This is a genomic window from Bacillus sp. z50 (assembly GCF_058313585.1).
Genome location: NZ_JBZFQL010000003.1, coordinates 381650 through 408336, shown reverse-complemented (window position 1 = coordinate 408336; position 26687 = coordinate 381650). Strand labels below are relative to the sequence as shown.

Below are 26687 nucleotides of genomic sequence, written 5' to 3'. Positions count from 1 at the left end.
TTACACCTCAATCCCTTTACAACTTACACTTTATTCTTTTCCTTTAATAAATTATAGATAATAGAAGCAACAACGACTGTATCATGTCTGACACGGTTATTTTGAATTGTTACAATATTATCCTTAATCACTTGCAGTCCCATTTGTTCAAGTCTGTTTATATCAAAGATAACCGGTTGGGCATACTCTTCTTTATATTTTAATTTTAAATGCGCAGGGATATCCTCTTTATTGACTAAGATTGTATCCATACATGACTCACCTAAATGCTCATTTATTACTTTCAAATGGTCACTTGCTGTATAATTCAGGGTTTCCCCTGCTTGAGTCATTAAGTTACAAATATATACCTTGGATGCTTTGGCATTTGCAATTTCAGCTGCAATTGTAGGCACAACCAAATTAGGCAATATACTTGTATAAAGACTTCCCGGCCCCATCAAAATTAAATCTGCCTGTCTGATGGCCTGGATGGTTTCATGAGGAGGCTGAATATGCTCAGGACTGAGGAATACCCGCTTTATGCGTTTCCCGGAGTATGGAATTTTTGATTCACCGGAAACAACCGTCCCATCCTCGAGTTCTGCATGTAGGATTACGCTCTGGTTAGCAGAGGGCAAAACCTGCCCTCTTACATTTAAAACCTTACTCATCTCCTGAATAGCATGTACAAAGTCACCGGTAATAGAGGTCATCGCAGCAAGAATTAAATTCCCTAGAGCATGACCTGATAATTGTTCAGAGCCTGTAAATCGATGCTGAAACATTTGCTCAATTAATGGCTCTACATCAGACATAGCTGCTAAAACATTCCGTATATCACCAGGAGAAGGGATGTCCAGTTCCTCTCTCAGTCTGCCAGAACTGCCACCATCATCCGCAACGGTCACTATAGCGGTAATGTCGAGGGGATATGCCTTTAGCCCTCTTAATAGGACAGGAAGGCCCGATCCACCACCTATGATGACCACTTTAGGTTGTGCTGATATGGATGTCATCTGTGCGTACCTTCCTTTTATCAATATCACGATGCGTTACACTCGTATGGTACTCATTGTTATACCGTTTACCCAGATATTCAGCTAAAGTTACGGAACGATGCTGGCCTCCAGTACATCCCACAGCGATAATTAACTGGGCTTTTCCCTCACGTTTATATTGAGGAATCATAAAATCAAGTAAATCCGTCCATTTTTCAATAAATTTCTGGGTTTCACTCCATTTCATTACGTAAGAAGAAACCTCTTCATCCAGTCCAGTTTGCGGACGCATATTTTCTATATAAAACGGATTAGGCAGGAATCTTACATCAAAAACTAAATCTGCATCAATAGGGATCCCATGTTTGAAACCGAATGACATGATATTAATCGAGAACTCCACCCGTTGATTAACGGAGAATTGTTTGGCAATTTTCTCACGCAGCTCTTTTGGCTTAAAATTTGATGTGTTATAAATCGTTTGAGCACGTCCTTTTAATTCCTCAAGCAAATCTCGCTCAAGTCTAATCCCTTCCAACGGCGATCCTGATGGAGCCAATGGATGAGTACGTCTTGTTTCCTTATATCTTCTTACTAAAACGGAGTCATCCGCATCCAGGAATAAAATTTCAGGAACAAACTTGGAGGATTCATTAAGATCATCCAAGGCTTTGAATAAGTGTTCAAAAAATTCCCTGCCTCGTAAGTCCATTACTAATGCTACCTTATTCATTTTCTTTCCTGAATTGTTCATAAGCTCCATGAATTTAGGAAGAAGCGTAGGGGGAAGGTTATCCACACAGTAGAAGCCCAGATCCTCAAAGCTCTGTATTGCAACTGTCTTACCGGCACCTGACATACCCGTAATAATGACCAACCGATTCTCTGATGCTGCAGTTTCTATTTTTTTCTCTTCCATTAGTTATTCCCCGTTTCTTTCAAGCTTGTAATCGAGTAGTATGAAATCTTCTGTATATTTAAATGTACCTATTAGTATTCCTTGTCCATTCATCATATGATCCAATATTTTGCGATCTCCCTCTGCCATTGGCAATGCCAGAATATCGTTTAAAGGATGCCATTTCAGAATCCCTTCCTCATTCTCCTGATATGCTTCTCCCTCAAATGCGTAGGCACGAAAAGAAAAAAGCATCCATTCATGAACAATTTGGTCATCTTTCATATTAACCATGGTGAAAATGCCTTTTAACTCAGGACGCTCGATTTTCAAATTGGTTTCTTCATAGAATTCACGCATGACAGAGTCATGTATGGATTCTCCAGATTCCATTTTGCCGCCGGGCGCTACCCACCAATTTCTTCTGGGCTTCTGAAGCATAAGGGCCTTGCCATCTGCCATTAACATACAATTGGTTACTCTTTGCAAACTATTTCACCTCAGTTGCTACAGCACAAATTAGATAGACTTCTCTTTATTATACTATTTTAGATGTGCATGAACAATGTACGTTAATCATCATAATTTTTTCAAGTCATCCCTATATTTTTCGACAAACAACAAAAAAAAGCGGCATAGGTTTTATAACCTATGCCAAAAAAATATATAAAAGGGGGTCAATTTCTTATTTTTATTCTACCCCAAATGTATTGCACTTTGATTACAGCTACATTAATTAATAATGACTTTAATGTAAATTTTTTACTCATCCTTCAAGCTATTTTATTTTGCTTGTGCTTTTAATTGCTCCATCAACTCTTCAACATAATGCTGTGCGGATTGAGCGGCTATACTGCCATCACCTGTTGCCGTAACAATTTGTCGTAAATTCTTTTCACGAACATCTCCGGCTGCAAAAATACCAGGAATTTTTGTTTCCATGCGATCATTGGTTTCGATATAACCAGCTTGATTCGTAATTCCGATAGTTTGGAATGGTTTTGTTAACGGCAGCATTCCAATATAAATGAATACGCCATCTGCCGGATACTCGCGCTCAGTACCATCAACAGTGGATATCAATGTTACACTGCCAACCTTACCATCTTTCTCATTAATGCTTTTTAACGTTGTATTCCAAATAAAATCTACCTTTTCATTCTCAAAGGCACGCTGCTGCAGAATTTTTTGAGCACGAAGTTCATCCCTGCGGTGTACAATCGTTACTTTAGAAGCAAAGCGAGTTAAGTACACACCTTCTTCAACAGCAGAATCTCCTCCGCCAATCACGAAAAGTTCTTTGTTCTTAAAGAAAGCTCCGTCACAAACTGCACAATAGGAAACACCGCGACCACCTAGCTCTTTTTCACCTGGTACGCCGATTTTCTTATATTCAGCACCAGTAGCAATAATAATAGTACGCGTTTTATATTGCTTAGAACCAGCATCAATGGTTTTATATTCTTTTCCATCAATAATTTGTTTTACTTCACCATAAGCATATTCTGCTCCAAATTTTTTCGCATGCTCGAACATTTTAGTTGATAAATCTGGTCCAAGAATGGTTTCATATCCTGGATAGTTTTCAACCTCTTCCGTATTCGCCATTTGCCCGCCCGGAATGCCACGTTCAAGCATTAATGTCGAAAGATTGGCTCTTGACGTATATACAGCTGCTGTCATACCCGCCGGTCCGGCTCCAATAATAATTACATCATAAATTTTTTCCTCAGACATTATGAATCACTCCTTCTTACGATAGAACTCGAAGCCTCTCACATTCATTTCATTTCTCGTCTTATCCTCGAACTAATCGTATTAAACTATACATATTAGGTCCAAAAATTTGCTCATTGCAACAATTCGGCTACAAGCTTTACATACTTAGAAAGTGTCGAGTTAGATATTCCATATCGTTCCGCCACTGTTTTTTGAGATTCTTTTTCACCGCGCAGCTTGTGCCATTCGTAATCAATAGCAGCTGCCCAGGCAAGTGGATTTGAGAACCGTATACCATTCTCTTTTCCTTCTGCATATACAGAAAACCAGAGAAAATAAAGGCCGGACTCAATCAATTTTACCGGCTGATAAAACCTATATAACGTGTCTGCTACCTCTGCCGCAAAAAATTGACGGTTATCGGATAGCTCGATGCTATTTTTATATTCTCGTTCCATCGCTGTGAAACGTTTATTAGTTTCGTAAGAGGGATGAGTTTTAATTTGATTAAATTCCCCCGAATGACTCGCTAAAAAGAGACCAAACAATCTCTCCTCCAGATACTCACTTTCCAACTTTTTAATGATGGAAGGCGCATGCTCTTCAAATCCAGATTCCTCATCTTCAGTCATTTCGCCCCAAGGCTCAAGTCCCTCTTTATCAGGACTGTATTCAACCACTTTAGCCCAGGCATTTTCAGCAACTCTCTTTTGCCCGATTTGATGGGCAGATTTACTGAGCCAATAATAGAAGGTTCCGTCCCCTTCATAACCCTTTTTCTGCAGCTGGCGAAGCCAGATATAAGCTTCCTCATAATAACCAGTCAGCGCAAAGGTCGCTCCTAATTTTAACCGGTGTTCATCAAGAATAGGTCTGACTTTTTTTAGGACAGCGAAAACCTCATCAAGCTTATCCTGCTCCATCTGATAATGGTAAAAGACCATTCCATTGCACAGAGCATGCAGATTGCCAGGGTTCTTCTCAAGGACTCGATCGAGCGTCTCAAAAGCTTTCTCTGTTTTACCTACATAGAAATAAGCCAGTGCCAAATTATTATAAGCCGACCAAAATTCAGGATATAAATCGATTAATTCTTCAATTTTTTCAACGGCTTTCACAAAATTACCCGCTTCAAGCAACTCACGTGCCGCCTCTTGGCGCATCATTAAATCATCCTGAACTTCCAAGGTCTCTTCTGTTTCATCCGTCTCAAATGTGATTAAATCCAGCAAATCTTCTGCATCCTCACTGAATTCACCAAACTGATCTTTATTTAAATATTCGTTAGCATGCTTATAGGCCTCTTTAAATAAACCCATATGAGCAAAATTATTAGCCAGGAAATAATGGCACTCCGTCATAAACGGATCCAACTCCTGAAGAATATTCTCAAGCAGCTGATTCGAAAACTGATATTCACCTAATTCCGTACAAATCACAGCCAGCTGGCAAGCAATCATCGGCTCACCCGGTTCCAGCTGCAACGCACGGTTCATATATTTCTTAGCTCTATATAATTCCCTTCGCTGGAAAGCTTTTATTCCCTTTGTAAAATAGAACTCTCCCGTGGGGTTAAACGAAACAACTTTTGCCTTATTAGTCAAATTAAAATTATTCCCCATCTAGTCCTCCAAGCACATATACTTTAACCCTACAATTATACCATATTAAGAGAATTATAGAAAGAAAAGCGGAAGGGCCTTGCCCAGGAGCGAGGAGCATAAGACAGAGGCTCGGAGGGGGATGTTTTCCCCCGTAGAGGCTATGCTTATGTCCCGAGCTCCTAGGCCCTGACGCTGGATCAGATGAAAAGCGGAGGCGAGACGACTGATTCAAGGAACAAAGATTAAGAACGCCACATCCTGTGGCAACATCTTTGTGACCTACATCCTGTAGGCATCCGACAAGCATATGGAGTGGCGGTTCAGGAGCAGGAGGGGCTTAGCCCAGCCAGAGCTCCTTTCCCCTCTACCTTTCACCCACCTTCGACCCACCTTTACCCGGGTATAGGCAGGTTATAGGTTGGTCATAGTCCTACCATAGCTCCTTTCCTCTACCTTTCACCCACCTTCAACCGACCTTTACCCGGGTATAGCCCGGGCATAGGTCGGTCATAGTCCTGGCATAGCTCCTTTCCTCTACCTTTCACCCACCTTCGACCTACCTTTACCCGGGTATAGCCCGGGCATAGGTCGGCCATAGCCATGACATAGCTCCTTCACCCTGCCCCCTTCATCAAACAAAAAAACTCAAAAGGATATCATTCATCCTTTTGAGTCAGTTTCTTCATCATTCTGTTTAGTAAGATGGCGTTCACGGAGGTTTTTTTGAATTTCAGAGAATGGGAGATTTTGTTCTTTTAAGAGGACAAGGACATGAAAGAATAAATCGGATACTTCCCATTTTAATTCTTCTAGGTCGCGGTTTTTGGCAGCGATGATGACTTCGGCTGCTTCTTCTCCCACCTTTTTAAGAATCTTGTCTACCCCTTCTTCAAATAAATACGTTGTATAGGAGCCTTCGGGACGCTCTGCTTCCCGTTCAGCAATGATTTTCTCCAAATCATACATAAAATCCTTTGCTTCATCTGCCGGCTGAATTAAATTAATATCATCAGCCTGATAGAGCGATTCCGTAAAGCAGCTTACCGTGCCGTTATGACAGGCTGGACCTGCTGGTTGAACCAATACTACTAATGCATCCTGATCGCAATCATAGCGGATTTCCCGTACGGCTTGAGTGTTTTTGCTTGTTTCCCCTTTATGCCAAAGCTCCTGGCGGGAACGACTGTAAAACCAGGTTTCTCCCGTTTGAATCGTTTTCTCCAATGATTCCTTATTCATATAAGCCAGTGTCAGGACTTCCTTCGTTTCTCCATCCTGAACAATGGCCGGCACTAATCCGTTCGTATCAAATCGTATATTCTCTATATTCATCTCACAAGCACTCCTTGTTCTCGCAGTCTACGTTTAACTTCCTGTACGCTTGTCTCTTTGTAATGAAAAATGGAAGCAGCCAGTGCTGCGTCTGCTTTTCCTTCTGTAAAAACCTCAGCAAAATCTTCCTTACTTCCCGCTCCACCGGACGCAATCACCGGGACTGTAACAGCCTCACTGATCGCCTTGGTCAGTTCAATATGGAATCCGCTTTTTTCCCCGTCACAGTCCATACTCGTTAGTAATATTTCACCGGCACCGAGCGCAACGGCTTGCTTAGCCCAATCAATAGCATTTAATTCGGTAGCTTTACGGCCGCCATGTGTATAAACTCGAAAGCCGTTCATCTCCGCATCATACTTTGCATCAATAGCAAGAACGATACACTGATTCCCAAAATAGCTGGCTCCCTCTGCAATCAGCTCCGGCCGAAGCACTGCCGCCGTGTTTACAGATACCTTATCCGCTCCGGCACGCAGAATGGTCCTCATATCAGCAACTGAGTTAATCCCTCCACCAACTGTAAATGGGATACTCAGGACAGTCGCCGCTTCCCGAACCACTTCCACAATCGTCTTTCTTCCTTCATGGGACGCTGAAATATCAAGGAATACTAGCTCATCTGCTCCTTGGTCATCATACATTTTTGCCAATTCAACTGGATCACCTGCATCCTGAAGCCCAAGGAACTGAATCCCTTTCACGACACGGCCCTCTTTTACATCTAAACAGGGAATAATTCGTTTCGTAATCATAAGGATTCAACCGCCTTCGCTAGGGCCTGCGGCAATGTAAAGCGATTTTCATAAAGTGCCTTCCCGATGATGACTCCTTCAATTCCATCCGCTTGATAGGCCTGTAAAGCAGCGATATCCTCAAGCTGACTCATTCCTCCTGATGCGATGACATTCTTTCCGGTTGCGCGCGCAAGTTCAGCTGTTGCCTCTACACTGGGACCATTAAGCATCCCGTCATTGGCGATATCCGTAAAAATGAACCATTCTGCCCCTTTATCGGCAAAATACTTGCCTAAGTCAACGACAGTCCATTCACTTGTTTTCAGCCAGCCATCAGTCGCCACCTTACCGCTTTTACCATCCAGTCCTATCGCAACTTTCCCCGGATATTGCTGAATCATCCGTGTGGCAAATTCCGGTTCTCTTACAGCCACACTGCCAAGAATGACACGCGATATACCATTCTCCAAGTAACGGGCTACCTGCTCCTCATTGCGAATCCCGCCTCCGACTTGAATGGATACGCTCTTTAATTCCCGGGCTGCCTTTAGTACGTGTTCCTCATTAACTGGATTTCCCTCTTTGGCACCGTCTAAATCGACCATATGAATCCATTTGGCTCCTAAATCAGAAAAGGACTTGGCCATTTCAAATGGAGAATCTCCATAAACCGTTTCCTGCCCATAATCTCCCTGCAGAAGACGGACACATTTACCGCCTCTCATATCAATTGCCGGATAGATTGTAAAATTAGTCCCCATCACTTATCCCCCGCCTTCTCTATTACCAGATTCACGAAGTTCCCGAGCAAACCTTTTCCCATCTGTCCACTTTTTTCAGGGTGAAATTGCATTCCCATCACATTTCCTTTTCCTACAATTCCGGGTACCTCGACATCATACATTGCTGTTGCGATTAATTCCGCTGAGTCCTTTATTTGTGCATAATAGGAATGGACAAAGTAGACATAATCCTCTTCCAATCCTTCAATTAAAGGATTCACATTCTTAAATTGCAGTTTATTCCATCCCATATGAGGAACTTTATAGGTTTTACCGGTTTGATCAATCCCCGTAAATTTCGCAATATGTCCTTCCAAGAAACATAGCCCCTCGGAAAACCCGTGTTCATCACTGCTCTCGAACAATAGCTGCATTCCAAGGCAAATGCCGAGCAGGGGCTTACCACTTTCGACATACTCCTTTAAAAATACGTCCAATTTCTGCTCTTTTAATGCAGTTATTGCATCCCGAAAAGCACCCACGCCGGGTAAGATTAACCCATCACAGCCGGCCAATACAGTCGGATCACCGCTTATCACAGGATCCGCTCCCAGCCTGTCTAATGCGTTATAAACGCTGAATAAGTTTCCCATCCCGTAATCAACGATTCCAATCAAGACTGCCACCCCTCTCCACTTACAGCATCCCTTTTGTAGATGGAATTCCTTTCACCCTTGGATCGTGTGATGTCGCTTCATCAAGCGCACGTCCAAGCGCTTTAAAAATGGCTTCAACAATATGATGGGAATTGCGGCCATAATGGACGACGACATGAAGATTCATCTTCGCCTCAATCGCAAGCTTCCACAGGAATTCATGTACAAGCTCTGTATCAAAGGATCCAATCATCGGTGCCGGAATGTCTGCTCTAAATTCAAGATGCGGCCGATTGCTCAAATCAACAACGACCTGTGCCAGTGCTTCATCCATCGGAACAAAGGCATTTCCATATCGCTTAATCCCTCTTTTATCTCCAAGCGCCTGACTCAACGCCTGCCCTAAACAAATACCAATATCCTCTGTTGTGTGATGCCCATCCACTTCTATATCCCCATCCGCATCTACTCGTAAATCAAAATGGCCGTGCTTCGCAAATAGATCCAGCATATGCGAGAGAAAAGGCACACCTGTTGAAAGCTCCGTCTTACCTTCACCGTCAAGGCCTAAAGCAAGCTTAATTTTCGTTTCGTTCGTTCTTCTATCTATTTCGGCTGTACGTTTCATTGACCTTCCTCCTTCGAAATAAATCGCGATTCCACGGCCCGCGCATGAGCCTCTAATCCTTCTAATCTAGCAAAAGCAGCGATTTTAGATGCATTAGCCTCAAAATCCTGTTGACTGTACATAATTAAGCTCGTTTTCTTTTGAAAATCATCTACATTCAATGGGCTTGAAAAACGGGCTGTACCATTTGTAGGCAGCACATGATTGGGACCTGCAAAATAATCGCCAACCGGCTCAGAACTATATTTACCGATAAAAATAGCACCTGCATGCCGAATTGCGCCCGCCACATTCATCGCATCCGCTGTTTGAATTTCCAAATGTTCAGGGGCCAGCTCATTTACAGCCTCAATCGCCTCTTCCAATGTGTTTGCTACGTATATACCGCCAAAATTATTCCAGGCAGCGAGCGCAATCTCTTTACGCGGTAACACGGCCAATTGTTTCTCCACTTCCACTTTGACCTGGCTCGCCAATCTTCGGCTCGTGGTAATCAGCACACTGCATGCCCGTTCATCATGTTCAGCCTGTGATAGCAAATCTGCCGCAACATGCCGAGCCTCTGCCGTTTCATCAGCAAGCACCGTAATCTCACTAGGACCGGCAATCATATCAATATCCACATCCCCATATACTTCCCTTTTGGCAAGCGCGACGTAAATATTACCCGGTCCTGTAATTTTATCTACTTTTCCGATTGATTCTGTTCCATAGGCAAGAGCTCCGATTGCTTGGGCACCGCCTACCTTATAAATTTCAGTGATGCCTGCAATATGCGCGGCAGCAAGCACGGAGTCAGGTAATCTCCCGTCTATTCCCGGCGGCGAAACCATGACAATCCGCTTTACACCGGCCACTTTAGCCGGGATGGCATTCATTAATACGGAGGATGGGTAGGCGGCCGTACCGCCTGGAACATAGATGCCGGCTGAATCCAGCGGAGTACGCCTTAAACCAAGCATAGTTCCTGTCACGGACATATCTATCCATGAATTTTGCACTTGTTTTTCATGATAGCTTCGAAGATTTGAAGCAGCTTCAGTCATGATTGAAATCATCTCTTGCGGCATGTTGGCGATTGCTTTTTCCATTTCATCGTTTGTTACTTTAAGAGAATCCATCTCTGTTTGGTCAAACTTTTTTGTATAAAAAAATAAAGCCTGATCTCCGCGTTCCTTTACATCCTGCAGGATTTGTTGGACAACCTTCCTTTGAGCATCGGATCCGCCATCCACCGTACGTTTCAACGATAATCCACTCGTTAACGATTTAATTTCCATGCCTTCTCCCTCCAATTATTCCTTCGGCTGCAAAACCTTCCCCAGTCGAGTTACCATTTCAGCGATTTCTTTTTCCTTCATTCGATAACTTACCGGATTTGCAATAAATCGTGATGTCACATTCTGGATTGCTGCATACTCTACCAGTCCATTGTCACGTAAAGTTTGTCCGGTCGATACAATATCAACGATTCGATCAGCAAGGCCGATCATGGGAGCCAGCTCAATGGACCCGTTTAACTTAATAATTTCAACCTGTTCACCCTGCTCACGAAAATATTGGGAAGCGATATTTGGGTATTTACTGGCAATCTTCGGAGCAATCTTGTTCATTTCTGTATTCGGCATGCCTGCCACTGCTAAATGGCATTCACTTATTTCTAAATCCAACAATTCATACACATCACGTGCTTCTTCCATCAGAACGTCTTTACCGGCAATCCCTACATCAGCCACACCATGCTCGACATAAGTGGGAACATCCATTGGTTTAGCCAGGATAAAACGAAGATTTTCATTCTCTACATGAATGATCAATTTTCTAGTATCGTCAAAATCAGGAGGAATCTGATAATCTGCTTTTCTTAATAATTCCACTGCTTCATCCAAAATCCGTCCCTTTGGCATGGCAATCGTTAATTGTTCCATTATCCCTCTCCCCCTGATCCATCTGTCATGTCAATCATAAATTCAATATTCGGAAAATGATTTGTAAATGTATTTACATCCTTTATTCCATTCACATTTTGTAAAACCACACGCATGCCGGATTGTCGCAGCTCCGTTGCCCGGCTTATCGCTTTCTGTTGCTGTACAGGGTGATAAATGATGCAAAGGGGCGGCTCTTCTTCAACTCCTGAATCGAGCGCCTCCAGTATACGGTCTAAACGTAAACCAAATCCTGTGGCAGGAGCATCTGTCCCGAACTGTTTATATAGCTCGTTGTATCTTCCTCCATTTCCAAGTGGAAAGCCTACATTTTCCCCAGATACTTCAAACAAAATACCTGTATAATAATCCATATGGCTGACAAGTGATAAATCATACGTAATCATTTCTGTATGATCTGTTAAAAGAAGGATATCGGCCAATTTTTTCAACTCTTTAACCGCATGCTGACCAAGCTGCCCATTTGTCAGTTTTTCAGCCATTTCCAGAATCTCGCGGCCCCCTTTTAAATCAAGAAGCTGAAACAGAGTCTCTTTATCCTTTAATGAGATTGGCAATTGGTTCACATACTGTTTAAAACCAACATAGTTTTTTTCAAACAGGAATTTCCTCATAATCCCTGCAGTTTCTGCGCAACCGCCAAAATGAAGGAGTAAATCCTGTACAAAGCCAATATGACCAAGCGTAATATGGAATCTTTCCAAACCAGCACATTTTAAAACATCAGACAGAAGACAAAGCACTTCAGCATCAGCCGAAAGGGTACGATCCCCTATCAATTCAATCCCAAATTGCTCAAATTCTGCTGGACGTCCTCCCTCTTTTTCCTGTGCTCTGAACACATTTGCACTATAGGCGAGCCGCTCGGGATTCCCTTCCTTCAATAGATGGGAAGAAGCAACCCTAGCAATAGGCGAGGTCATATCCGGTCGCAACACTAAACTATGACCATCTTTATCTAATAACTTGAATAAATGAACATCACGGATAGCAGATACCTTACCGACCGTCTCATAATATTCGAGTGATGAAGTTTCCAAAAAACGATATCCGTATTGAACCGTTTGATCCATCATCCTTTGTTTCATGGATTGTTTTATCTTATATAAATCCGGCAATGTGTCACGCATGCCCAAGGGCTTTTCAAACATAAATAAATCCGGCATAATTAACAGTCCTTTATTATAAGTTTTTAGAATACTTTAGTTCGCTAATATGCTAATATGATGAAGTTAAGTTAAAGTGTATCGTTCCTTCCAAATAACGTCAAGTGATATGGATATTCCTTTCCACCAATCTATCATTAGGCCTGCAAATTACACAATTAAAAACCCCGCTCTAATGAACGGGGTTCCTCTTTTACCGAAAGAAATCATCTTCCTTGATTCTAATTTTCATTTCTTCCGCACTATAGATGATTTTCATCGGATTACCTCCTACAAAGGCCCCTGCCGGAACATCCTTATGAACGAGGGTCCCTGCCGAAACAATCGCACCATCACCTATTTCAATTCCGGGCAACAGAGTAGAGTTGGCACCAATCAACACCTCATCACCAATAATTACACTCCCTAAACGGTATTCGTTTATTAAGTATTCGTGCGCGAGAATCGTTGTATTATAGCCAATCACCGAGTTACGTCCAACGGATATTTTTTCTGGAAACATAACGTCAAGCATAACCATTAAGGCAAAGGAGGTCTTCTGCCCAACCTTCATTCCTAAAAAAGTCCGATAAAGCCAATTTTTCATGCTTAAAAAAGGTGTATATCTCGCAAGCTGTATAACGATAAAATTGCGAACAACCTTCCAAAAGGGAACGGTTTTATAAACATACCAAAGGGAATTGCCATCGCCTTTTACCGGATAACGCTTTGTTCTTCTCATTGCTTTACAATCGTTAAGAGATCGCGCATATTTTCAAGCATATAATCCGGCTTGAATTGCTCAAGATACTCTCTTCCCTTGATTGTCCAGGCAACGCCCGCTGTCTTCGTTCCAGCGTTTTTCCCAGCCAAAACATCATGGCTATTGTCTCCAACCATAATCGTTTCAGAAGGCTCAGATCCGATTAATTTCAACGCTAACTGGATTGGCTCCGGATCTGGCTTTGGCATTTGAACATCATCAAGTGTGACAACAACATCAAAAAAGGATTCAAGGCGGCCTTTAATCAAGCCCATCTTAACAGCATTGCGCATTTTAGTTGTCACAATACCGACTTTATATCCACTTTTTTTAAGTATTTCAATCGTCTCATATACACCTTCATATTCACGAACAAGCAAGTCATGATTGGCAAAATTGTGTTCGCGGTAAAAAGCAATCATCTCATCCTTACGCTCAGCGTCCAAGCCTCCAAAGGTTTCAGCCAGGGAGGGACCAATAAATTGGTAGACGTCCTCACGTGAATATTGGCCTGGATAGTAATGATCAAATGTATGTAAAAATGAAGCAATAATTAGTTCATTCGTATCAATTAATGTTCCATCTAAATCAAATAGTAATGTTGTGATTTTCTGCTTCACGCTGTTCGTCCTTCCTCTTTCTTAATTCTACCTTTTTCCATATAAATGCAATTGTTACGGCTAAAAGAATGGCTGTCACCAAACGGATGAGCAGCAGGGGCAGAACTGGCACGCCAAGAGGGATAAAAATGACCGTATCCTCCACCACTGCATGGCAGGCGATTAGAAAGATAAAGGCGATCGTAATATCCTTTTTACTAACCCCATCTTCACGAACGGCATCAAGCATAACTCCCGCTCCATAAGCCAGACCAATGACCAAGCCCGCAACCAAAGTCATGGATGTGTTTTCTTTCATCCCCAGCATCCTAGTGATAGGCTTCATCCAGTCCGAAAACTTATTTAGCCAATTAAGATCCTTCATAATTTGGATAACTAGCATCAATGGGATAACGATCAATGCCAGCTTCAATGTTCCATAAGCTGCTTTTTCCAATGCCAGCAATAATACAGGCATGAAGCCTGATACTACTTCCTCATTCCCGCTGATCCCATAATATATTCTCTCTGATCCGCCCTGCCATACTAAATGAATGACAATGGCTGATAATAGCGCTAGCCCAATACGCGTGAGCAGGACAACCCATAGTTTAACTCCTACCTTTAACGCAACACCGGTTTCAATAAAGAGATTATGGGAAAAGGAAAGCATTACGGCAATAATAAATACTTCTTTAACAGTTAAAGAATCAAGTGCCAATATGCCCCCAATCCCGGCATAGAGATTCAAAAAGTTCCCAAGTACCAACGGAATTGCTGCGTCTCCCGGAAGTCCAATCAGTCCCATGGCAGGACTTATCAAATCAATTACCCAAGGTAATACCGGTGTATATTGCAAGATGGATATTAAAAATGTAACGGGAAAAATAATCTTCCCGAGCATCCACGTAGTTCTTAACCCAGCCATTATCCCTTTTGATATGGTATCTTTTTTCATAAATTCCACCCCTTTAGCTGTTCACGATGTACAACCTGCAATCTGAAATTCTAAAGATGTGGTTATGAGCAATGGACATCATATGTCTAAATATTTTTTCTCTGAATATCCCATTTTCCGTCTTACAACAAGCAGGATTATTCCACCAATAATCAATGAAAGCGATAAGACCTGCGCCATTCGGAATTCACCAAACAGCATGAGGCTATCTGTTCGCATCCCCTCTATAAAGTAGCGGCCGATGGAATACCAAATTACGTATGTCAGGAATATTTCACCCTGACGCAGATTAACTCTTCTTAACAGAAGCAATAAACCAAATCCAAGGAAATTCCAAAGGGATTCGTACAAGAAAGTCGGGTGGTGGTAAGCACCATTGATAAACATTTGATCAATGATGAAGTCGGGCAACATTAAATTCTCAAGAAATTGGCGGCTAACCACATCACCATATGCTTCCTGGTTAATGAAGTTACCCCATCTGCCAATACCCTGCGCGAGAATAAGAGATGGCGCTGCAATATCAGCAATTTTCCAGAAGGATATATTTCTGGAGCGAGCAAAGAAAATGGTTGTAATGACGGCCCCAATCAAGGCTCCATGAATGGCAATTCCGCCATTCCATATTTTATAAATATCGCCGAGGTGATCTTTATAATAGGACCACTCAAAAATAACATAGTAAATACGTGCACTGATAATAGAGATTGGAACTGCATAGATCAACAGGTCAACAAACAAATCTTTGTCCAACCCACGGTGTTTTGACTCACGCATGGCAAGCCAAAGCCCAATAAAGACACCCATTCCAATAATAATTCCATACCAGTAAATCTGGATGGAACCGATATGTATGGCAACACGGTCTATCGTATTCATCTACCCTAACACCTACTCTAATTATTTTTCTTTTTCAATTGCTTCATTCAATTTTTCGGTAAATTGCTGAGCTGTATTAACGCCCATTCGTTTCAGACGGAAATTCATAGCCGCCACTTCAATAATAACCGCAATATTTCGGCCCGGCCGAACTGGTATATTCATTCGGGTGATATCCGTATCAATAATTCGTACCTTTTCTTCTTCCAAACCAAGTCTATCGTAATTCTTCTGCTGATCCCATAGCTCCAGATTGATGACAAGGGAGATTCTTTTATGGCTTCTGACTGCTCCCGCACCAAACAAAGTCATCACATTAATGATGCCTACGCCTCTAATTTCCAAAAGGTGCTCGATCAATTCAGGTGAATTTCCGACCAGTGTGTCGTCATCTTCCTGGCGAATTTCCACACAATCATCGGCAACTAAACGATGTCCTCTTTTTACAAGTTCAAGCGCAGTCTCACTTTTTCCGACTCCGCTCTTTCCGGTAATCATGACACCTACGCCATATATATCTACCAAAACGCCGTGAACAGCAGTCGTTGGAGCAAGCTTGCTTTCAAGGAAATTAGTCAGTCGGCTGGAAAACCGGGTCGTTTTCATCGATGTTCGTAAAACCGGTACAGAAACGCTTTCAGAAGCCATCAATAATTCCTTCGGCACCTCTAAATCACGCGTGATAACGATACAAGGTGTAATATCACTGCATAGCATTTGCATTCTTGAAATTCTTTCTTCATCATTTAACTTAGAGAAAAACGATAATTCTGTCATCCCAAGGATTTGAATACGATCAGCAGGGTAATAATCGAAATAACCTGCAATTTCTAAACCAGGTCTGGAAAGATCGCTCGTAGTGATAGGTCTATTTACACCTTCTTCACCACAAACCAGTTCAAGCTGGAATTCATCAATGAGGTCGATTGTTTTAACTTTTGCCAAAAAATTCACTCCCTGATCTAGTGATTATTAAATTTGTGCTTTCATTTTATCATTATTTCCTACATAACCATACAATTACAATAATATAATTCTGGTTTTTCTAAAAAGTTAAAAGTACCATAAGGATAGGACAACTTACCTGGGGGTTTAAGAGAAATGACACTACTGATACAAAACGCAACGATATATCAAGAGAATGCCATCCTGCAAAACGGATATATCTTAATTAAAGATAATCAAATTAAAGAAGTGGGTCTTATGGAAAACTCACCACAGCACGCTGATGAAATTATCACCCTTAAAGAGGGACAGCTAGTACTGCCCGGTTTCATTGATATCCACATTCATGGCGCGGCCGGGGCTGATGCCATGGATTCTACAGAAGAAGCACTTAGAATCATGGCAAAAGAGCTGCCTAAAGAGGGAACCACATCTTTTCTTGCAACAACAATGACACAGGATCCTGCCAATATAAATAAAGCGTTACAAGCTATCAAAAGCTTTAAGATTAACGGAAATCCTGCCGGAGAAACCGAAATGCTGGGCGTACATTTAGAAGGTCCATTTATCAGTCCATCAAAAGCAGGAGCACAGCCGTTGCATCATATCAAGAATGCCGACGTGGATTTATTTAAGGAGTGGAACGAATCATCAGGTAATGCAATCAAATTGGTCACTCTTGCTCCGGAACAGCCTGGTGCAAAGGAATTAATTAAACATCTCCGCAATTCAAATATCATCTGCTCCATGGGTCATACTAATGCCACATACGAACAGGCATCAGAGGCGATTGAACACGGAATTTCGAATGCTACACATTTATTTAATCAAATGACCGGCTTACACCATCGTGACATAGGTGCCGCTGGAGCAGCTTTGCTGCATGATCAGGTATTCGTGGAGATGATTGCGGATGGAATTCACATATCACCTGAAATGATAAAGCTTGCCCTCAAGGTTAAAGGCACAGAAAAGGCCATTCTTATTACGGATGCCATGCGGGCAAAAGGAATGGCGGATGGACAATATGATCTTGGCGGACAGGAAGTAACCGTTACAGGTGATGAAGCGCGTCTTGCAGATGGTACTTTGGCAGGCAGTATTCTCAAAATGAACGATGCCATAAAAAATGTATGTCATTTTACCGGATATTCACTGCAAGAAGTTGTCCAAATGGCATCTGTTAATCCAGCTAAACAGCTTAATATTTATGATCAAAAAGGAAGCATTGTTGTTGGGAAAGACGCAGATCTTGTGATTATGGATACAAACTTTAATGTATCCACGACAATCTGCCGTGGTAAAATAGCTTACAGAGGTGAAGAGCAATGAATCAAACAACTATGAGGATTATTAAAGCAGACAATTATGATGAAATGAGCCAAATTGCAGCAGAAATTTTCATCAGCAAAATCAAGCAAAAACCGGATGCAGTCCTTGGACTCGCTACCGGAAGCACCCCACTCGGTCTCTATAAAAATCTTATAGAGGATCACCAGAAAAATGGGACAAGCTATCAGCAAATCCATACCGTAAACCTGGATGAATATATAGGGCTTTCAAAAGATAATCCAAACAGCTATCACTCCTATATGATGAATAATCTATTCAAATACTTGGACATCCCACAAAATCATATTCATCTTCCACATGGGGATGCAGAGGACCTTATGCAGGAATGTGAGCGATATGAAACGGTGATAAATAATCTTGGTAATGTAGAGCTTCAGGTATTAGGAATCGGAAAGAATGGTCACATTGGCTTCAATGAACCTGGAACACCATTTTCCAGTAAGACACATATCATTGAATTAAAAGAAAGCACTCGACAAGCTAATGCCCGCTTCTTTAATCATCTGGATGAGGTTCCAAAACAAGCGATCACAATGGGCATTTCTACAATTATGAAAAGCAAAGAGATTATACTGCTCTCTTCTGGTGAAGCAAAGGCAGAAGCAACCTACAAACTGATTCACGGTGATCTAACAGAACAACTACCAGCAAGTATTCTAAAGCAGCATCCGGCAGTAACCGTAATCGTAGATAAAGAAGCAGCTTCTATGCTCGATTAATCATTGGCTTTCCACATTCTATGGAGTGCTATAACGCATATTAGATGAAGCCATTACATACATTCTGACAGCAATGAAGCCTGACTGAAATATAATATCAATTTTAATCAAGAGATCCTGTCCTTTTAATTTAAAACGTCACCATAGATGGGCCATTTAGATGGCTTGCCTCATATTATGGTAGTAAAAGGACAGGGGGCTTTTAAAGTTGAAGATTATGATTGATGCAGGCCATGGCTATAAAACACCTGGAAAGTCATCACCGGATGGAATGAAGGAATATGAATTTAATCGAAGTGTTGCTGAATATTTAAAGGATTTATTAACCAACTATCAAGTTAATACTTTCTTTGCCCATTCGGACATAGTAGATGTTCCTTTACAAGAAAGAACGAATCGTGCAAATTCTCTCCATGTAGATTTATATGTATCAATTCATGCCAACGCCGCCGTAAATCGAGGTTGGCATAAAGCAGGAGGAATTGAAACGTATATTCATACATCAGGGCCTAAAGAAGCCCTCTCTCTCGCTACAAAAATCCAGAATAAATTGATTGCCACCACCGGTTTACAAAATCGAGGAGTTAAAACTGCTGATTTTCATGTGCTGAGCGCCACAAAAATGACAGCTGTACTGGTTGAATGCGGGTTTATGACAAATGAAAAGGAAATAAAGCTGCTTAAAAGCAATCACTACCGAAAAAAATGTGCACAAGCAATTGCCGAATCTATCATCTCTCATTATTCATTGAAAAAGAAATTAAGCAATCCTTCCAAAAAATCAGATCCGGAAAAAATACTGTACAAGATTCAGTTAGGTGCCTTTTCAGACAAGCAGAATGCAGCCAACTTAGCAACACAGCTAAAACGTCTTGGTTTTGAAACAACCATCATAACGGACAAGCAAGAATGCTAAAAAACCTGAAGCCTAGTAAACAGGCTTCAGGTTCTTTATTTATCATCCATTACACTTTCCATAATCGTATTAACCAATGAAAGAATAATCGATACCAGGAATGTCAGCCAGAAGCCATTGATATCAAAGGCACTTCCCATTGCTGCATCCGTAATCATTAACACAATGGTATTAATGAAGAGCAGAAATATTCCTAGCGTAATGATCGTTATAGGTATCGTTAGGATGGTCACAATTGGTTTGACAATTACGTTAAAGATGGATAATACAATGGCTGCAATAATGGCTGCACCAAACCCGGTTACATGAACACCTTCAAATATCTGTGTCAGCAATACGAAAACGACTGCATTAACAAGTATTTTGGCTATCCATTTCATATGTCCATCTCCTTCACTTCTTCTCTCGGCATAAAACAGCTAAGAATCGTATAGGGAATAATCAGCATAAAGCTAGTTGGAATGAGCGCGATTATAAATAGGATACGCAAAAGCTTTGAACTCATACCAAAATATTGTGAGATTCCTCCAAGGACACCCGAAACAATCTTATCTGACCTTGAACGGACAAAACGCTTTTTTTCCTTCAAAATACCCCGCAGCTCCTTTTAATCCATTAACGTATTGATTAATGTTTGATTTTAATATTACCGGCTCTTGATTCGGCCAAAATATGAATGGATTCCTCATAATTACCCTCTGACTTGAATCGGAGCATCTTTTGGACCACATCACTTTTTTCCTCAATGATGTGAATACCCTTCAGGTCAATATTAAAACTGCCGAGATTGGATTTTAACTCCCCATCACATCCAGTATTTGCTGGGATTTGCAGATTAATACTTCCTGCCGACGCCTTAGCTCGGATCGTTTCTCCATAACGGCCGGTTTGTTCACATTGAATACTTCCATTAATCGTCTGGAAATCTCCTTTTCGGAAGCCTCCCTGGATTTGGATTGCACCATTCATCGTTTCGACTTCCAATTCGCCTACATCAAATCCTTTAAGATTGACAACACCATTGACCGTCTCAAATTCTGCTTCTCTTGCATTCAAATCCGTAAATTGAATTTGCCCATTACCCGTTTTGGTCATAACCGTATCGACTTTAACATTTTCACCGGTAATTGCTCCGTTAAATAGTCGAATTTTCAATTCCTCATAGCGATTGTCTGGCACACGAATGATTGCTTGTAATTTAATGGATTTGTCGTGTGCAGCAAATCGAAGTCTTCCTTCTTCAAGCGAATAAGTTACTTCTTTAAGCAGTTTTTCTCTCGCTTCAGTCGTATTTTCTGCCCTATACACCTTCGCCTGGCATTCAATCCTAATCTCGTCCTTATCCCATGGGAGGAACTGGACACTGCCGTTTGCCAGATCGACATCTATTTTACGCAAAGATACATGATCATGATGATAAATATGCTCGATATCAACCGCTGAGCCAAAATTAAGGTCAAAATCTACATCTTTTATCTTTTTAACAACATCGTCTACGATTCCTAATAGTTTATCCATTGTGGATGCAGACTTTTTGGATGGTGACCCCTTATATTCTGATTCACTTTGGTTTACAACCGTTGATAATTCACTGGTTTCTGTCCTTTGCTCATCTTCTTTAATCAGTTTGTCTTTCTTTTCAATTTGCTCAAGTAATAATAATGCTTCATCGGCGTTAAGTAAGCCTTCCTTCACCATTTCCAAAATTCTTTTTTTCTCTTGATTCATTCTTACCAGCTCCCTTTTCCATGGTATGTACCTATCAATCCTTTACTAGTTTAATACCCTGAATGACGTTCCAAATCATCACAATAAAGCTAATCAAACCGAAAAGAAACATAGCCAGTATAGCAGTATAGGGCAAGGCCGTTATTTCCGAACTCGAGGCAAGCTGAGTTAGAAATACAAAGAACACGATAATGCCCATGACTAATGGAAATAGATGTGAGATTAAAGCTCGTTTAGCATGCCCTTTTAGCTCAAAATCATCTACAGCTACGAAATAAATAACCGTAGGAAAGATGAAGCCTAAAAAGAAGAAACTGAAATAACATAGAGCAGCCAGAAATCGATTAGTTGTTGTCATAGATACAGACACCTCTCCTAATTGTACGTATAAATTGAAAGAAAGTTTCTTATATATCAACAATACCTTACAACAATTGGAAAATGGTAACTTTTCGATTATACCCTGGCCAGAAATCGTTAATCTATGAGTTTTCTAAAGGTGCACGGGCAAACGTATGAGTAAGTTCTCTGAAGCAAATACGCCGGATATGGATAAAAAGCAAGCCGTTTTATCTGGCGGCTTGCTTTTCCTTGATTTTATTATTCATACGGTCCCGATCACGTTCTAGAACGGGCTTTAAATATTTTCCTGTATAAGATTCAGGTGTCTCCGCTATAACCTCCGGTGTTCCGGTAGCCAAAATGGTTCCGCCTTTTTCTCCACCTTCAGGACCTAAATCAATTAAATAATCAGCTGCTTTAATGACATCTAAATTATGCTCAATGACAAGCACTGTATCGCCATTATCAACCAAGCGCTGCAATACTTCCAAGAGACGCGAGATATCATCAACATGAAGTCCTGTTGTCGGCTCATCCAAAATATAGAGTGAGCGGCCATTGGAGCGACGGTGTAATTCACTCGCCAGCTTAACCCTTTGCGCTTCTCCGCCGGATAGTGTTGTGGCAGGCTGACCCATCTTAATATATCCCAGACCAACATCATAAATGGTTTGGATCTTCCGTTTGATTTTCGGATGATTTTCAAAGAACTGAAGTGCTTCTTCTACTGTCATATCTAAAATATCAGAAATATTCTTCCCTTTATAGGTTACTTCCAATGTTTCCCGATTATACCGTTTTCCATGACAAACCTCACAAGGAACATAGACATCCGGAAGGAAATGCATTTCTATTCGGATGATTCCATCTCCACGGCATGCTTCACAGCGTCCGCCTTTAATATTGAAACTGAAACGGCCTTTCTTATATCCACGGACCTTCGCTTCATTTGTGGAAGCAAACACATCCCTGATATCATCAAACACACCTGTATAGGTTGCCGGATTGGATCGCGGCGTACGACCGATTGGTGATTGGTCAATATCAATCACTTTCTCCAGTTCCTCCACACCTTTTATCTCGCGGTGGTTTCCTGGTCTCGCTTTCGCCCTGTGCAGCTTTTGAGCTAATGATTTATGGAGAATTTCATTCACTAATGTACTTTTACCTGATCCGGATACTCCTGTAACAGCTACAAATGTCCCAAGCGGAAAAGATACATTTACATTTTTGAGATTATTCTCTTTAGCACCTTTAATCTGAATTAATCGTCCATCGCCCTTTCTGCGTTCCTGTGGCAAAGGAATGAATTTTTTCCCTGATAAATATTGGCCCGTTAAGGAATTAGAATCCTCCATCACTTCCTCCGGCGTACCTGCTGAGACAATCTCACCGCCGTGCGCTCCTGCTCCAGGACCGACATCAATCAAATAATCCGCTGCCAGCATCGTGTCCTCATCATGCTCCACCACAATAAGCGTATTCCCGATGTCACGCATACTTTTCAGCGTCGCAATCAATCGGTCATTATCACGTTGATGAAGACCAATTGAAGGTTCATCCAAAATGTATAAAACACCTGTTAAGCGCGAGCCGATTTGAGTAGCCAATCTGATTCGCTGTGCTTCTCCCCCTGAAAGTGTTCCGGCTGCTCGGTTTAATGTCAGATATTCCAAGCCAACATTATTCAAAAAGCCCAGCCTTTCTTTGATTTCCCTAAATATCAAACGGCCGATACTCATATCTTTCTCGGATAGATTCAAATTTTCAAAGAAATCGTTAGCATCTTTAATAGAGAGGGCCGTAATCTCGCCAATATGCTGTCCTGCTATTAATACCGCCATCGTTTCCTTCTTCAGACGATAGCCTTTACAGGTTGGACATGCCTGCTCGGCCATATATTTTTCCATCTGATCACGTGTATAATCTGAACTTGTTTCTTTAAACCGGCGTTCTACATTAGCCAATACGCCTTCAAATTCCACTCTGTTTTCCCGTATTTGCCCGAAATCATTCTCGTAACGGAAATAGATTTTCTCCCCATCCGAGCCATAAAGAATTTTATCAAGCTGGCTTTCCGGTATTTGAGAGACTGGAACATCCATATCTATACCATAGTGATTGCATACACATTCAAGTAATTTAGGATAATACTGAGAACTGGTAGGTTCCCATGGAGCGATTGCATGCTCCCTTAATGTTAATTCCGGGTCAGGAATTACGGCAGCCCGGTCAACTTTTACTTTAAAGCCCAGTCCATCACATGTTGGGCAGGCGCCAAATGGACTGTTGAACGAGAATATCCGAGGCTCCAATTCCCCAATTGAAAATCCACAATACGGACAGGCATGATGCTCACTGAAAAGCAACTCTTCCTCGCCTATTACATCAATGATAACTTTACCATCACCCAGACGGAGTGCAGATTCAATTGAATCAGCTAAGCGGGCATTGATTCCCTCTTTCACGACAACCCGGTCGATGACCACTTCAATCGTATGCTTTTTATTTTTATCCAGACGAATATCATCATCCAAATCATACATTTCTCCGTTTACACGGACACGGACATACCCTTGCTTTTTAATATCTTCAAGCATTTTGACATGGGTACCTTTTCTGCCTGTTACAACCGGAGACAGAATCTGCATTTTCGTGCGTTCTGGATAGGACAAGATTCTGTCTACCATTTGCTCAATTGTTTGAGATGTAATTTCAATCCCATGCACAGGACAGACTGGTTTGCCGACTCTGGCATACAATAAACGCATATAATCATAAATCTCTGTCACTGTCGCAACGGTTGAACGAGGATTGCGGCTTGTCGTCTTTTGGTCAATTGATATCGCTGGAGACAGCCCTTCAATCAAATCAACATCCGGTTTATCCATTTGGCCGAGGAACTGCCGGGCATATGCGGAAAGAGATTCCACATAGCGGCGCTGGCCCTCCGCATAGATTGTGTCAAAAGCCAGGGAGGACTTTCCGGAACCGGATAAACCCGTCAGTACAACCAGCTTATCCCGGGGGATTGTCACATCAATATCCTTAAGATTATTGGTCCTGGCCCCTTTAATTACAATTTTATCAAGTGCCATCCTATGTTCATCCTTCCACTTTTAACTCTAAAATTAAATCTCTAAGTTCGGCAGCACGTTCAAAATCAAGCGCTTTGGCTGCTTCCTTCATTTCTTTTTCCATATTTGCAATTACTTTTTGACGCTCTTTCTTGGAAAGTTTCTCGTATTTATTTGCAGCTTTTTCTTCTTCATCTTCCGTTATATGAGTGGCCCGAATGACATCGCGAATATCCTTCTGAATCGTCTTGGGAACGATGCCATGTTTCCTGTTATACTCTTCCTGAATCGCACGGCGCCTTTTAGTCTCTGAAATCGCTATTTCCATGGAATTCGTTATTTTATCTGCATACATAATAACATGACCGTTTGAATTACGGGCAGCACGGCCGACCGTTTGAATAAGAGACCGTTCTGAACGCAGGAATCCTTCTTTATCCGCATCAAGAATAGCTACGAGTGAGACCTCCGGAATATCAATCCCTTCACGCAGTAGATTTATTCCAATCAACACATCATATTTTCCAAGACGCAGATCTCTGATGATTTCGATTCGTTCGAGTGTTTTAATCTCAGAGTGTAAATATTGAACCTTGATGCCAAGCTCTTTTAAATAATCCGTTAAATCCTCAGACATTTTCTTAGTCAATGTAGTGATTAGGACACGCTCATCCCTTGTGATTCTCTCGTTAATTTCCCCTAACAAGTCATCAATTTGACCTTCAATCGGGCGAACATCAATAGTTGGATCCAGCAGTCCTGTTGGACGGATAATCTGTTCAACCATTTCCGGTGAATGCTCCTGTTCATAAGGCCCCGGTGTAGCAGATACATAAACAATCTGGTTGACATGTTCTTCAAACTCCTGAAATTGCAAAGGCCTATTATCCATTGCGGACGGCAAACGGAAACCATGATTGACAAGTACCTCTTTCCGGGCGCGGTCTCCATTATACATTCCGCGAACCTGCGGGACTGTAACATGGGATTCATCTATAACCATTAAAAAGTCTTTAGGGAAATAATCGATAAGGGTATAGGGGGTAGAGCCCGGCGGCCTTAAGGTCAGATGTCGGGAATAGTTCTCGATTCCTGAACAAAAGCCCATTTCTCTCATCATTTCAAGATCGTAACGGGTTCTTTGCTCCAACCGCTGTGCTTCGAGAAGCTTTCCTTCACCTCTTAAAAAGGTGAGCTGCTCTTCCAATTCCGTCTCAATATTTTGAATAGCAATCCTCATCTTTTCTTCTCTTGTAACGAAGTGGGATGCAGGGAAGATAGCTACATGATCTCTTTCGCCGATAATTTCTCCAGTCAGCGCATCCACCTCTCTGATCCGTTCCACTTCATCGCCGAAAAATTCAACACGTACACAGTGTTCATCCTTTGAGACTGGAAAAATCTCTACTACATCTCCTCTTACTCGAAATACTCCGCGTTGAAAGTTAATATCATTTCGTTCATATTGAATGTCGACCAATTTACGTAATAGCTGATTCCGCTCCATTTCCATGCCAACTCGTATGGATAAAACCATTTCCCCGTATTCTTCTGGAGAACCCAAGCCATAAATACAGGACACACTGGCAATAATAATGACATCCTTCCGCTCAAATAATGCAGATGTTGCAGAGTGGCGCAGTTTATCTATCTCATCATTAATACTGGCGTCCTTTTCTATAAAGGTATCAGTCTGAGGTACATACGCTTCAGGCTGATAGTAGTCATAGTAACTGACAAAATACTCGACTGCATTATTCGGAAAGAACTCTTTAAATTCACTGTACAGCTGTCCAGCAAGCGTCTTATTATGAGCAATGATAAGGGTGGGCTTATTAGTCTCTTTTATCACGTTTGAAATCGTGAATGTTTTTCCGGTTCCAGTAGCGCCAAGCAGCGTTTGATGCTTAACGCCATTATTAATTCCATTCACTAGCTCTTTAATTGCAGTTGGCTGGTCTCCTTGAGGAGTATACTTGGAAACCAATTCAAATTGTTTACTCACACAAAAGCCCCTTTCATCATTTTCATCTCAAGT

27 protein-coding genes are annotated in these 26687 nt (G+C 41.6%); 3 read left to right on the top strand and 24 right to left on the bottom strand.

Annotation, left to right across the window (positions count from 1 at the left end):
• Positions 1–23: 23 nt before the first annotated feature.
• The 18 genes from AC4G3N_RS11340 to hprK all read right to left on the bottom strand — a co-directional run bounded on the left by AC4G3N_RS11340 (position 24) and on the right by hprK (position 16514).
• Positions 24–998, bottom strand: coding sequence for a gluconeogenesis factor YvcK family protein (locus AC4G3N_RS11340; protein WP_302621342.1), 975 nt, complete (start codon positions 996–998; stop codon positions 24–26).
• Complete coding sequence (rapZ, locus tag AC4G3N_RS11335) at positions 973–1899, bottom strand: RNase adapter RapZ (RefSeq protein ID WP_373925482.1); 927 nt, start codon at positions 1897–1899, stop codon at positions 973–975. Before rapZ ends, AC4G3N_RS11340 begins: the two co-directional genes overlap by 26 nt.
• Before the next feature lie 3 nt (positions 1900–1902).
• Positions 1903–2367 carry an 8-oxo-dGTP diphosphatase gene (locus tag AC4G3N_RS11330; RefSeq protein ID WP_140461775.1) on the bottom strand — a complete coding sequence of 155 codons (465 nt, stop codon included), beginning with the start codon at positions 2365–2367 and terminating at the stop codon, positions 1903–1905.
• A 294-nt stretch (positions 2368–2661) separates the two neighbouring features.
• On the bottom strand, positions 2662–3615 hold the full coding sequence (gene trxB / locus AC4G3N_RS11325) for a thioredoxin-disulfide reductase (RefSeq protein ID WP_066106186.1): 954 nt from the start codon (positions 3613–3615) through the stop codon (positions 2662–2664).
• Positions 3616–3728: 113 nt separating this feature from the next.
• The gene (locus AC4G3N_RS11320) at positions 3729–5219 is read right to left on the bottom strand and encodes a tetratricopeptide repeat protein (RefSeq protein ID WP_066106184.1); all 1491 of its coding nucleotides are present in this window, start codon (positions 5217–5219) and stop codon (positions 3729–3731) included.
• Positions 5220–5861: 642 nt separating this feature from the next.
• Complete coding sequence (gene hisIE, locus AC4G3N_RS11315; protein ID WP_066106181.1) at positions 5862–6533, bottom strand: bifunctional phosphoribosyl-AMP cyclohydrolase/phosphoribosyl-ATP diphosphatase HisIE; 672 nt, start codon at positions 6531–6533, stop codon at positions 5862–5864.
• Positions 6530–7288: an imidazole glycerol phosphate synthase subunit HisF gene (gene hisF, locus AC4G3N_RS11310; RefSeq protein ID WP_491090231.1), complete on the bottom strand. Its 759-nt coding sequence runs from the start codon at positions 7286–7288 to the stop codon at positions 6530–6532. Before hisF ends, hisIE begins: the two co-directional genes overlap by 4 nt.
• Positions 7285–8031: a 1-(5-phosphoribosyl)-5-[(5-phosphoribosylamino)methylideneamino]imidazole-4-carboxamide isomerase gene (hisA, locus tag AC4G3N_RS11305; protein ID WP_066106172.1), complete on the bottom strand. Its 747-nt coding sequence runs from the start codon at positions 8029–8031 to the stop codon at positions 7285–7287. The genes hisF and hisA overlap by 4 nt, the downstream gene beginning before the upstream one ends.
• Positions 8031–8669: an imidazole glycerol phosphate synthase subunit HisH gene (gene hisH, locus AC4G3N_RS11300; protein WP_066106169.1), complete on the bottom strand. Its 639-nt coding sequence runs from the start codon at positions 8667–8669 to the stop codon at positions 8031–8033. The genes hisA and hisH overlap by 1 nt, the downstream gene beginning before the upstream one ends.
• 19 nt (positions 8670–8688) lie before the next feature.
• Positions 8689–9276, bottom strand: coding sequence for an imidazoleglycerol-phosphate dehydratase HisB (gene hisB, locus AC4G3N_RS11295; protein WP_066106166.1), 588 nt, complete (start codon positions 9274–9276; stop codon positions 8689–8691).
• The gene (hisD, locus tag AC4G3N_RS11290; protein WP_066106163.1) at positions 9273–10556 is read right to left on the bottom strand and encodes a histidinol dehydrogenase; all 1284 of its coding nucleotides are present in this window, start codon (positions 10554–10556) and stop codon (positions 9273–9275) included. Before hisD ends, hisB begins: the two co-directional genes overlap by 4 nt.
• Positions 10557–10571: 15 nt before the next feature.
• Positions 10572–11207, bottom strand: coding sequence for an ATP phosphoribosyltransferase (gene hisG / locus AC4G3N_RS11285; RefSeq protein WP_066106160.1), 636 nt, complete (start codon positions 11205–11207; stop codon positions 10572–10574).
• Positions 11204–12391 carry an ATP phosphoribosyltransferase regulatory subunit gene (locus tag AC4G3N_RS11280; RefSeq protein WP_066106157.1) on the bottom strand — a complete coding sequence of 396 codons (1188 nt, stop codon included), beginning with the start codon at positions 12389–12391 and terminating at the stop codon, positions 11204–11206. Before AC4G3N_RS11280 ends, hisG begins: the two co-directional genes overlap by 4 nt.
• A gap of 193 nt (positions 12392–12584) precedes the next feature.
• Positions 12585–13112: an acyltransferase gene (locus AC4G3N_RS11275; RefSeq protein ID WP_066106154.1), complete on the bottom strand. Its 528-nt coding sequence runs from the start codon at positions 13110–13112 to the stop codon at positions 12585–12587.
• Positions 13109–13753 carry a pyrophosphatase PpaX gene (ppaX, locus tag AC4G3N_RS11270; RefSeq protein ID WP_066106151.1) on the bottom strand — a complete coding sequence of 215 codons (645 nt, stop codon included), beginning with the start codon at positions 13751–13753 and terminating at the stop codon, positions 13109–13111. The genes AC4G3N_RS11275 and ppaX overlap by 4 nt, the downstream gene beginning before the upstream one ends.
• Positions 13722–14690 carry a nucleoside recognition domain-containing protein gene (locus AC4G3N_RS11265; protein WP_066106148.1) on the bottom strand — a complete coding sequence of 323 codons (969 nt, stop codon included), beginning with the start codon at positions 14688–14690 and terminating at the stop codon, positions 13722–13724. The genes ppaX and AC4G3N_RS11265 overlap by 32 nt, the downstream gene beginning before the upstream one ends.
• A gap of 78 nt (positions 14691–14768) precedes the next feature.
• Entirely contained in the window at positions 14769–15569 is an 801-nt protein-coding gene (lgt, locus tag AC4G3N_RS11260) for a prolipoprotein diacylglyceryl transferase (protein WP_066106146.1), read from the bottom strand.
• A 21-nt stretch (positions 15570–15590) separates the two neighbouring features.
• Positions 15591–16514 carry an HPr(Ser) kinase/phosphatase gene (gene hprK, locus AC4G3N_RS11255; RefSeq protein WP_066106142.1) on the bottom strand — a complete coding sequence of 308 codons (924 nt, stop codon included), beginning with the start codon at positions 16512–16514 and terminating at the stop codon, positions 15591–15593.
• A gap of 156 nt (positions 16515–16670) precedes the next feature.
• On the opposite strand from hprK, the gene nagA reads away from it, so the two are divergent.
• The 3 genes from nagA to AC4G3N_RS11240 all read left to right on the top strand — a co-directional run bounded on the left by nagA (position 16671) and on the right by AC4G3N_RS11240 (position 19502).
• Positions 16671–17846 (top strand): N-acetylglucosamine-6-phosphate deacetylase, encoded by a 1176-nt coding sequence (gene nagA / locus AC4G3N_RS11250; RefSeq protein WP_066106141.1) that lies wholly within the window; start codon positions 16671–16673, stop codon positions 17844–17846.
• Positions 17847–17857: 11 nt separating this feature from the next.
• Positions 17858–18586, top strand: coding sequence for a glucosamine-6-phosphate deaminase (nagB, locus tag AC4G3N_RS11245; RefSeq protein ID WP_066106867.1), 729 nt, complete (start codon positions 17858–17860; stop codon positions 18584–18586).
• A 217-nt stretch (positions 18587–18803) separates the two neighbouring features.
• On the top strand, positions 18804–19502 hold the full coding sequence (locus AC4G3N_RS11240) for an N-acetylmuramoyl-L-alanine amidase (protein WP_254654719.1): 699 nt from the start codon (positions 18804–18806) through the stop codon (positions 19500–19502).
• A 35-nt stretch (positions 19503–19537) separates the two neighbouring features.
• Here the strand turns inward: AC4G3N_RS11240 and AC4G3N_RS11235 are convergent, their stop codons facing one another.
• The 6 genes from AC4G3N_RS11235 to uvrB all read right to left on the bottom strand — a co-directional run bounded on the left by AC4G3N_RS11235 (position 19538) and on the right by uvrB (position 26654).
• Positions 19538–19882: a phage holin family protein gene (locus tag AC4G3N_RS11235; RefSeq protein ID WP_066106135.1), complete on the bottom strand. Its 345-nt coding sequence runs from the start codon at positions 19880–19882 to the stop codon at positions 19538–19540.
• On the bottom strand, positions 19879–20091 hold the full coding sequence (locus tag AC4G3N_RS11230; protein WP_066106133.1) for a PspC domain-containing protein: 213 nt from the start codon (positions 20089–20091) through the stop codon (positions 19879–19881). The genes AC4G3N_RS11235 and AC4G3N_RS11230 overlap by 4 nt, the downstream gene beginning before the upstream one ends.
• Before the next feature lie 38 nt (positions 20092–20129).
• Positions 20130–21230, bottom strand: coding sequence for a DUF4097 family beta strand repeat-containing protein (locus AC4G3N_RS11225; RefSeq protein ID WP_066106130.1), 1101 nt, complete (start codon positions 21228–21230; stop codon positions 20130–20132).
• A gap of 34 nt (positions 21231–21264) precedes the next feature.
• Complete coding sequence (locus AC4G3N_RS11220) at positions 21265–21588, bottom strand: magnetosome magnetite crystal formation protein family (RefSeq protein ID WP_066106127.1); 324 nt, start codon at positions 21586–21588, stop codon at positions 21265–21267.
• A gap of 211 nt (positions 21589–21799) precedes the next feature.
• Positions 21800–24670: an excinuclease ABC subunit UvrA gene (uvrA, locus tag AC4G3N_RS11215; RefSeq protein WP_491090230.1), complete on the bottom strand. Its 2871-nt coding sequence runs from the start codon at positions 24668–24670 to the stop codon at positions 21800–21802.
• A 7-nt stretch (positions 24671–24677) separates the two neighbouring features.
• Entirely contained in the window at positions 24678–26654 is a 1977-nt protein-coding gene (gene uvrB / locus AC4G3N_RS11210) for an excinuclease ABC subunit UvrB (protein ID WP_066106122.1), read from the bottom strand.
• Between the last annotated feature and the right edge of the window lie 33 nt (positions 26655–26687).

Excerpts from the sequence above, each read along its gene's own strand:
- AC4G3N_RS11240 (WP_254654719.1), top strand. The coding sequence starts at position 18,804 with ATGATTGATGCAGGCCATGGCTATAAAACACCTGGAAAGTCATCACCG.
- hisD (WP_066106163.1), bottom strand. The coding sequence starts at position 10,556 with ATGGAAATTAAATCGTTAACGAGTGGATTATCGTTGAAACGTACGGTG.
- trxB (WP_066106186.1), bottom strand. The coding sequence starts at position 3,615 with ATGTCTGAGGAAAAAATTTATGATGTAATTATTATTGGAGCCGGACCG.
- hisIE (WP_066106181.1), bottom strand. The coding sequence starts at position 6,533 with ATGAATATAGAGAATATACGATTTGATACGAACGGATTAGTGCCGGCC.
- AC4G3N_RS11265 (WP_066106148.1), bottom strand. The coding sequence starts at position 14,690 with ATGAAAAAAGATACCATATCAAAAGGGATAATGGCTGGGTTAAGAACT.
- AC4G3N_RS11275 (WP_066106154.1), bottom strand. The coding sequence starts at position 13,112 with ATGAGAAGAACAAAGCGTTATCCGGTAAAAGGCGATGGCAATTCCCTT.
- nagB (WP_066106867.1), top strand. The coding sequence starts at position 17,858 with ATGAGGATTATTAAAGCAGACAATTATGATGAAATGAGCCAAATTGCA.
- rapZ (WP_373925482.1), bottom strand. The coding sequence starts at position 1,899 with ATGGAAGAGAAAAAAATAGAAACTGCAGCATCAGAGAATCGGTTGGTC.
- hisA (WP_066106172.1), bottom strand. The coding sequence starts at position 8,031 with ATGGGGACTAATTTTACAATCTATCCGGCAATTGATATGAGAGGCGGT.
- lgt (WP_066106146.1), bottom strand. The coding sequence starts at position 15,569 with ATGAATACGATAGACCGTGTTGCCATACATATCGGTTCCATCCAGATT.
- AC4G3N_RS11225 (WP_066106130.1), bottom strand. The coding sequence starts at position 21,230 with ATGAATCAAGAGAAAAAAAGAATTTTGGAAATGGTGAAGGAAGGCTTA.
- nagA (WP_066106141.1), top strand. The coding sequence starts at position 16,671 with ATGACACTACTGATACAAAACGCAACGATATATCAAGAGAATGCCATC.
- AC4G3N_RS11280 (WP_066106157.1), bottom strand. The coding sequence starts at position 12,391 with ATGCCGGATTTATTTATGTTTGAAAAGCCCTTGGGCATGCGTGACACA.
- hisB (WP_066106166.1), bottom strand. The coding sequence starts at position 9,276 with ATGAAACGTACAGCCGAAATAGATAGAAGAACGAACGAAACGAAAATT.
- AC4G3N_RS11320 (WP_066106184.1), bottom strand. The coding sequence starts at position 5,219 with ATGGGGAATAATTTTAATTTGACTAATAAGGCAAAAGTTGTTTCGTTT.
- uvrA (WP_491090230.1), bottom strand. The coding sequence starts at position 24,670 with ATGGCACTTGATAAAATTGTAATTAAAGGGGCCAGGACCAATAATCTT.
- AC4G3N_RS11235 (WP_066106135.1), bottom strand. The coding sequence starts at position 19,882 with ATGAAATGGATAGCCAAAATACTTGTTAATGCAGTCGTTTTCGTATTG.
- hisF (WP_491090231.1), bottom strand. The coding sequence starts at position 7,288 with ATGATTACGAAACGAATTATTCCCTGTTTAGATGTAAAAGAGGGCCGT.
- AC4G3N_RS11220 (WP_066106127.1), bottom strand. The coding sequence starts at position 21,588 with ATGACAACAACTAATCGATTTCTGGCTGCTCTATGTTATTTCAGTTTC.
- AC4G3N_RS11340 (WP_302621342.1), bottom strand. The coding sequence starts at position 998 with ATGACATCCATATCAGCACAACCTAAAGTGGTCATCATAGGTGGTGGA.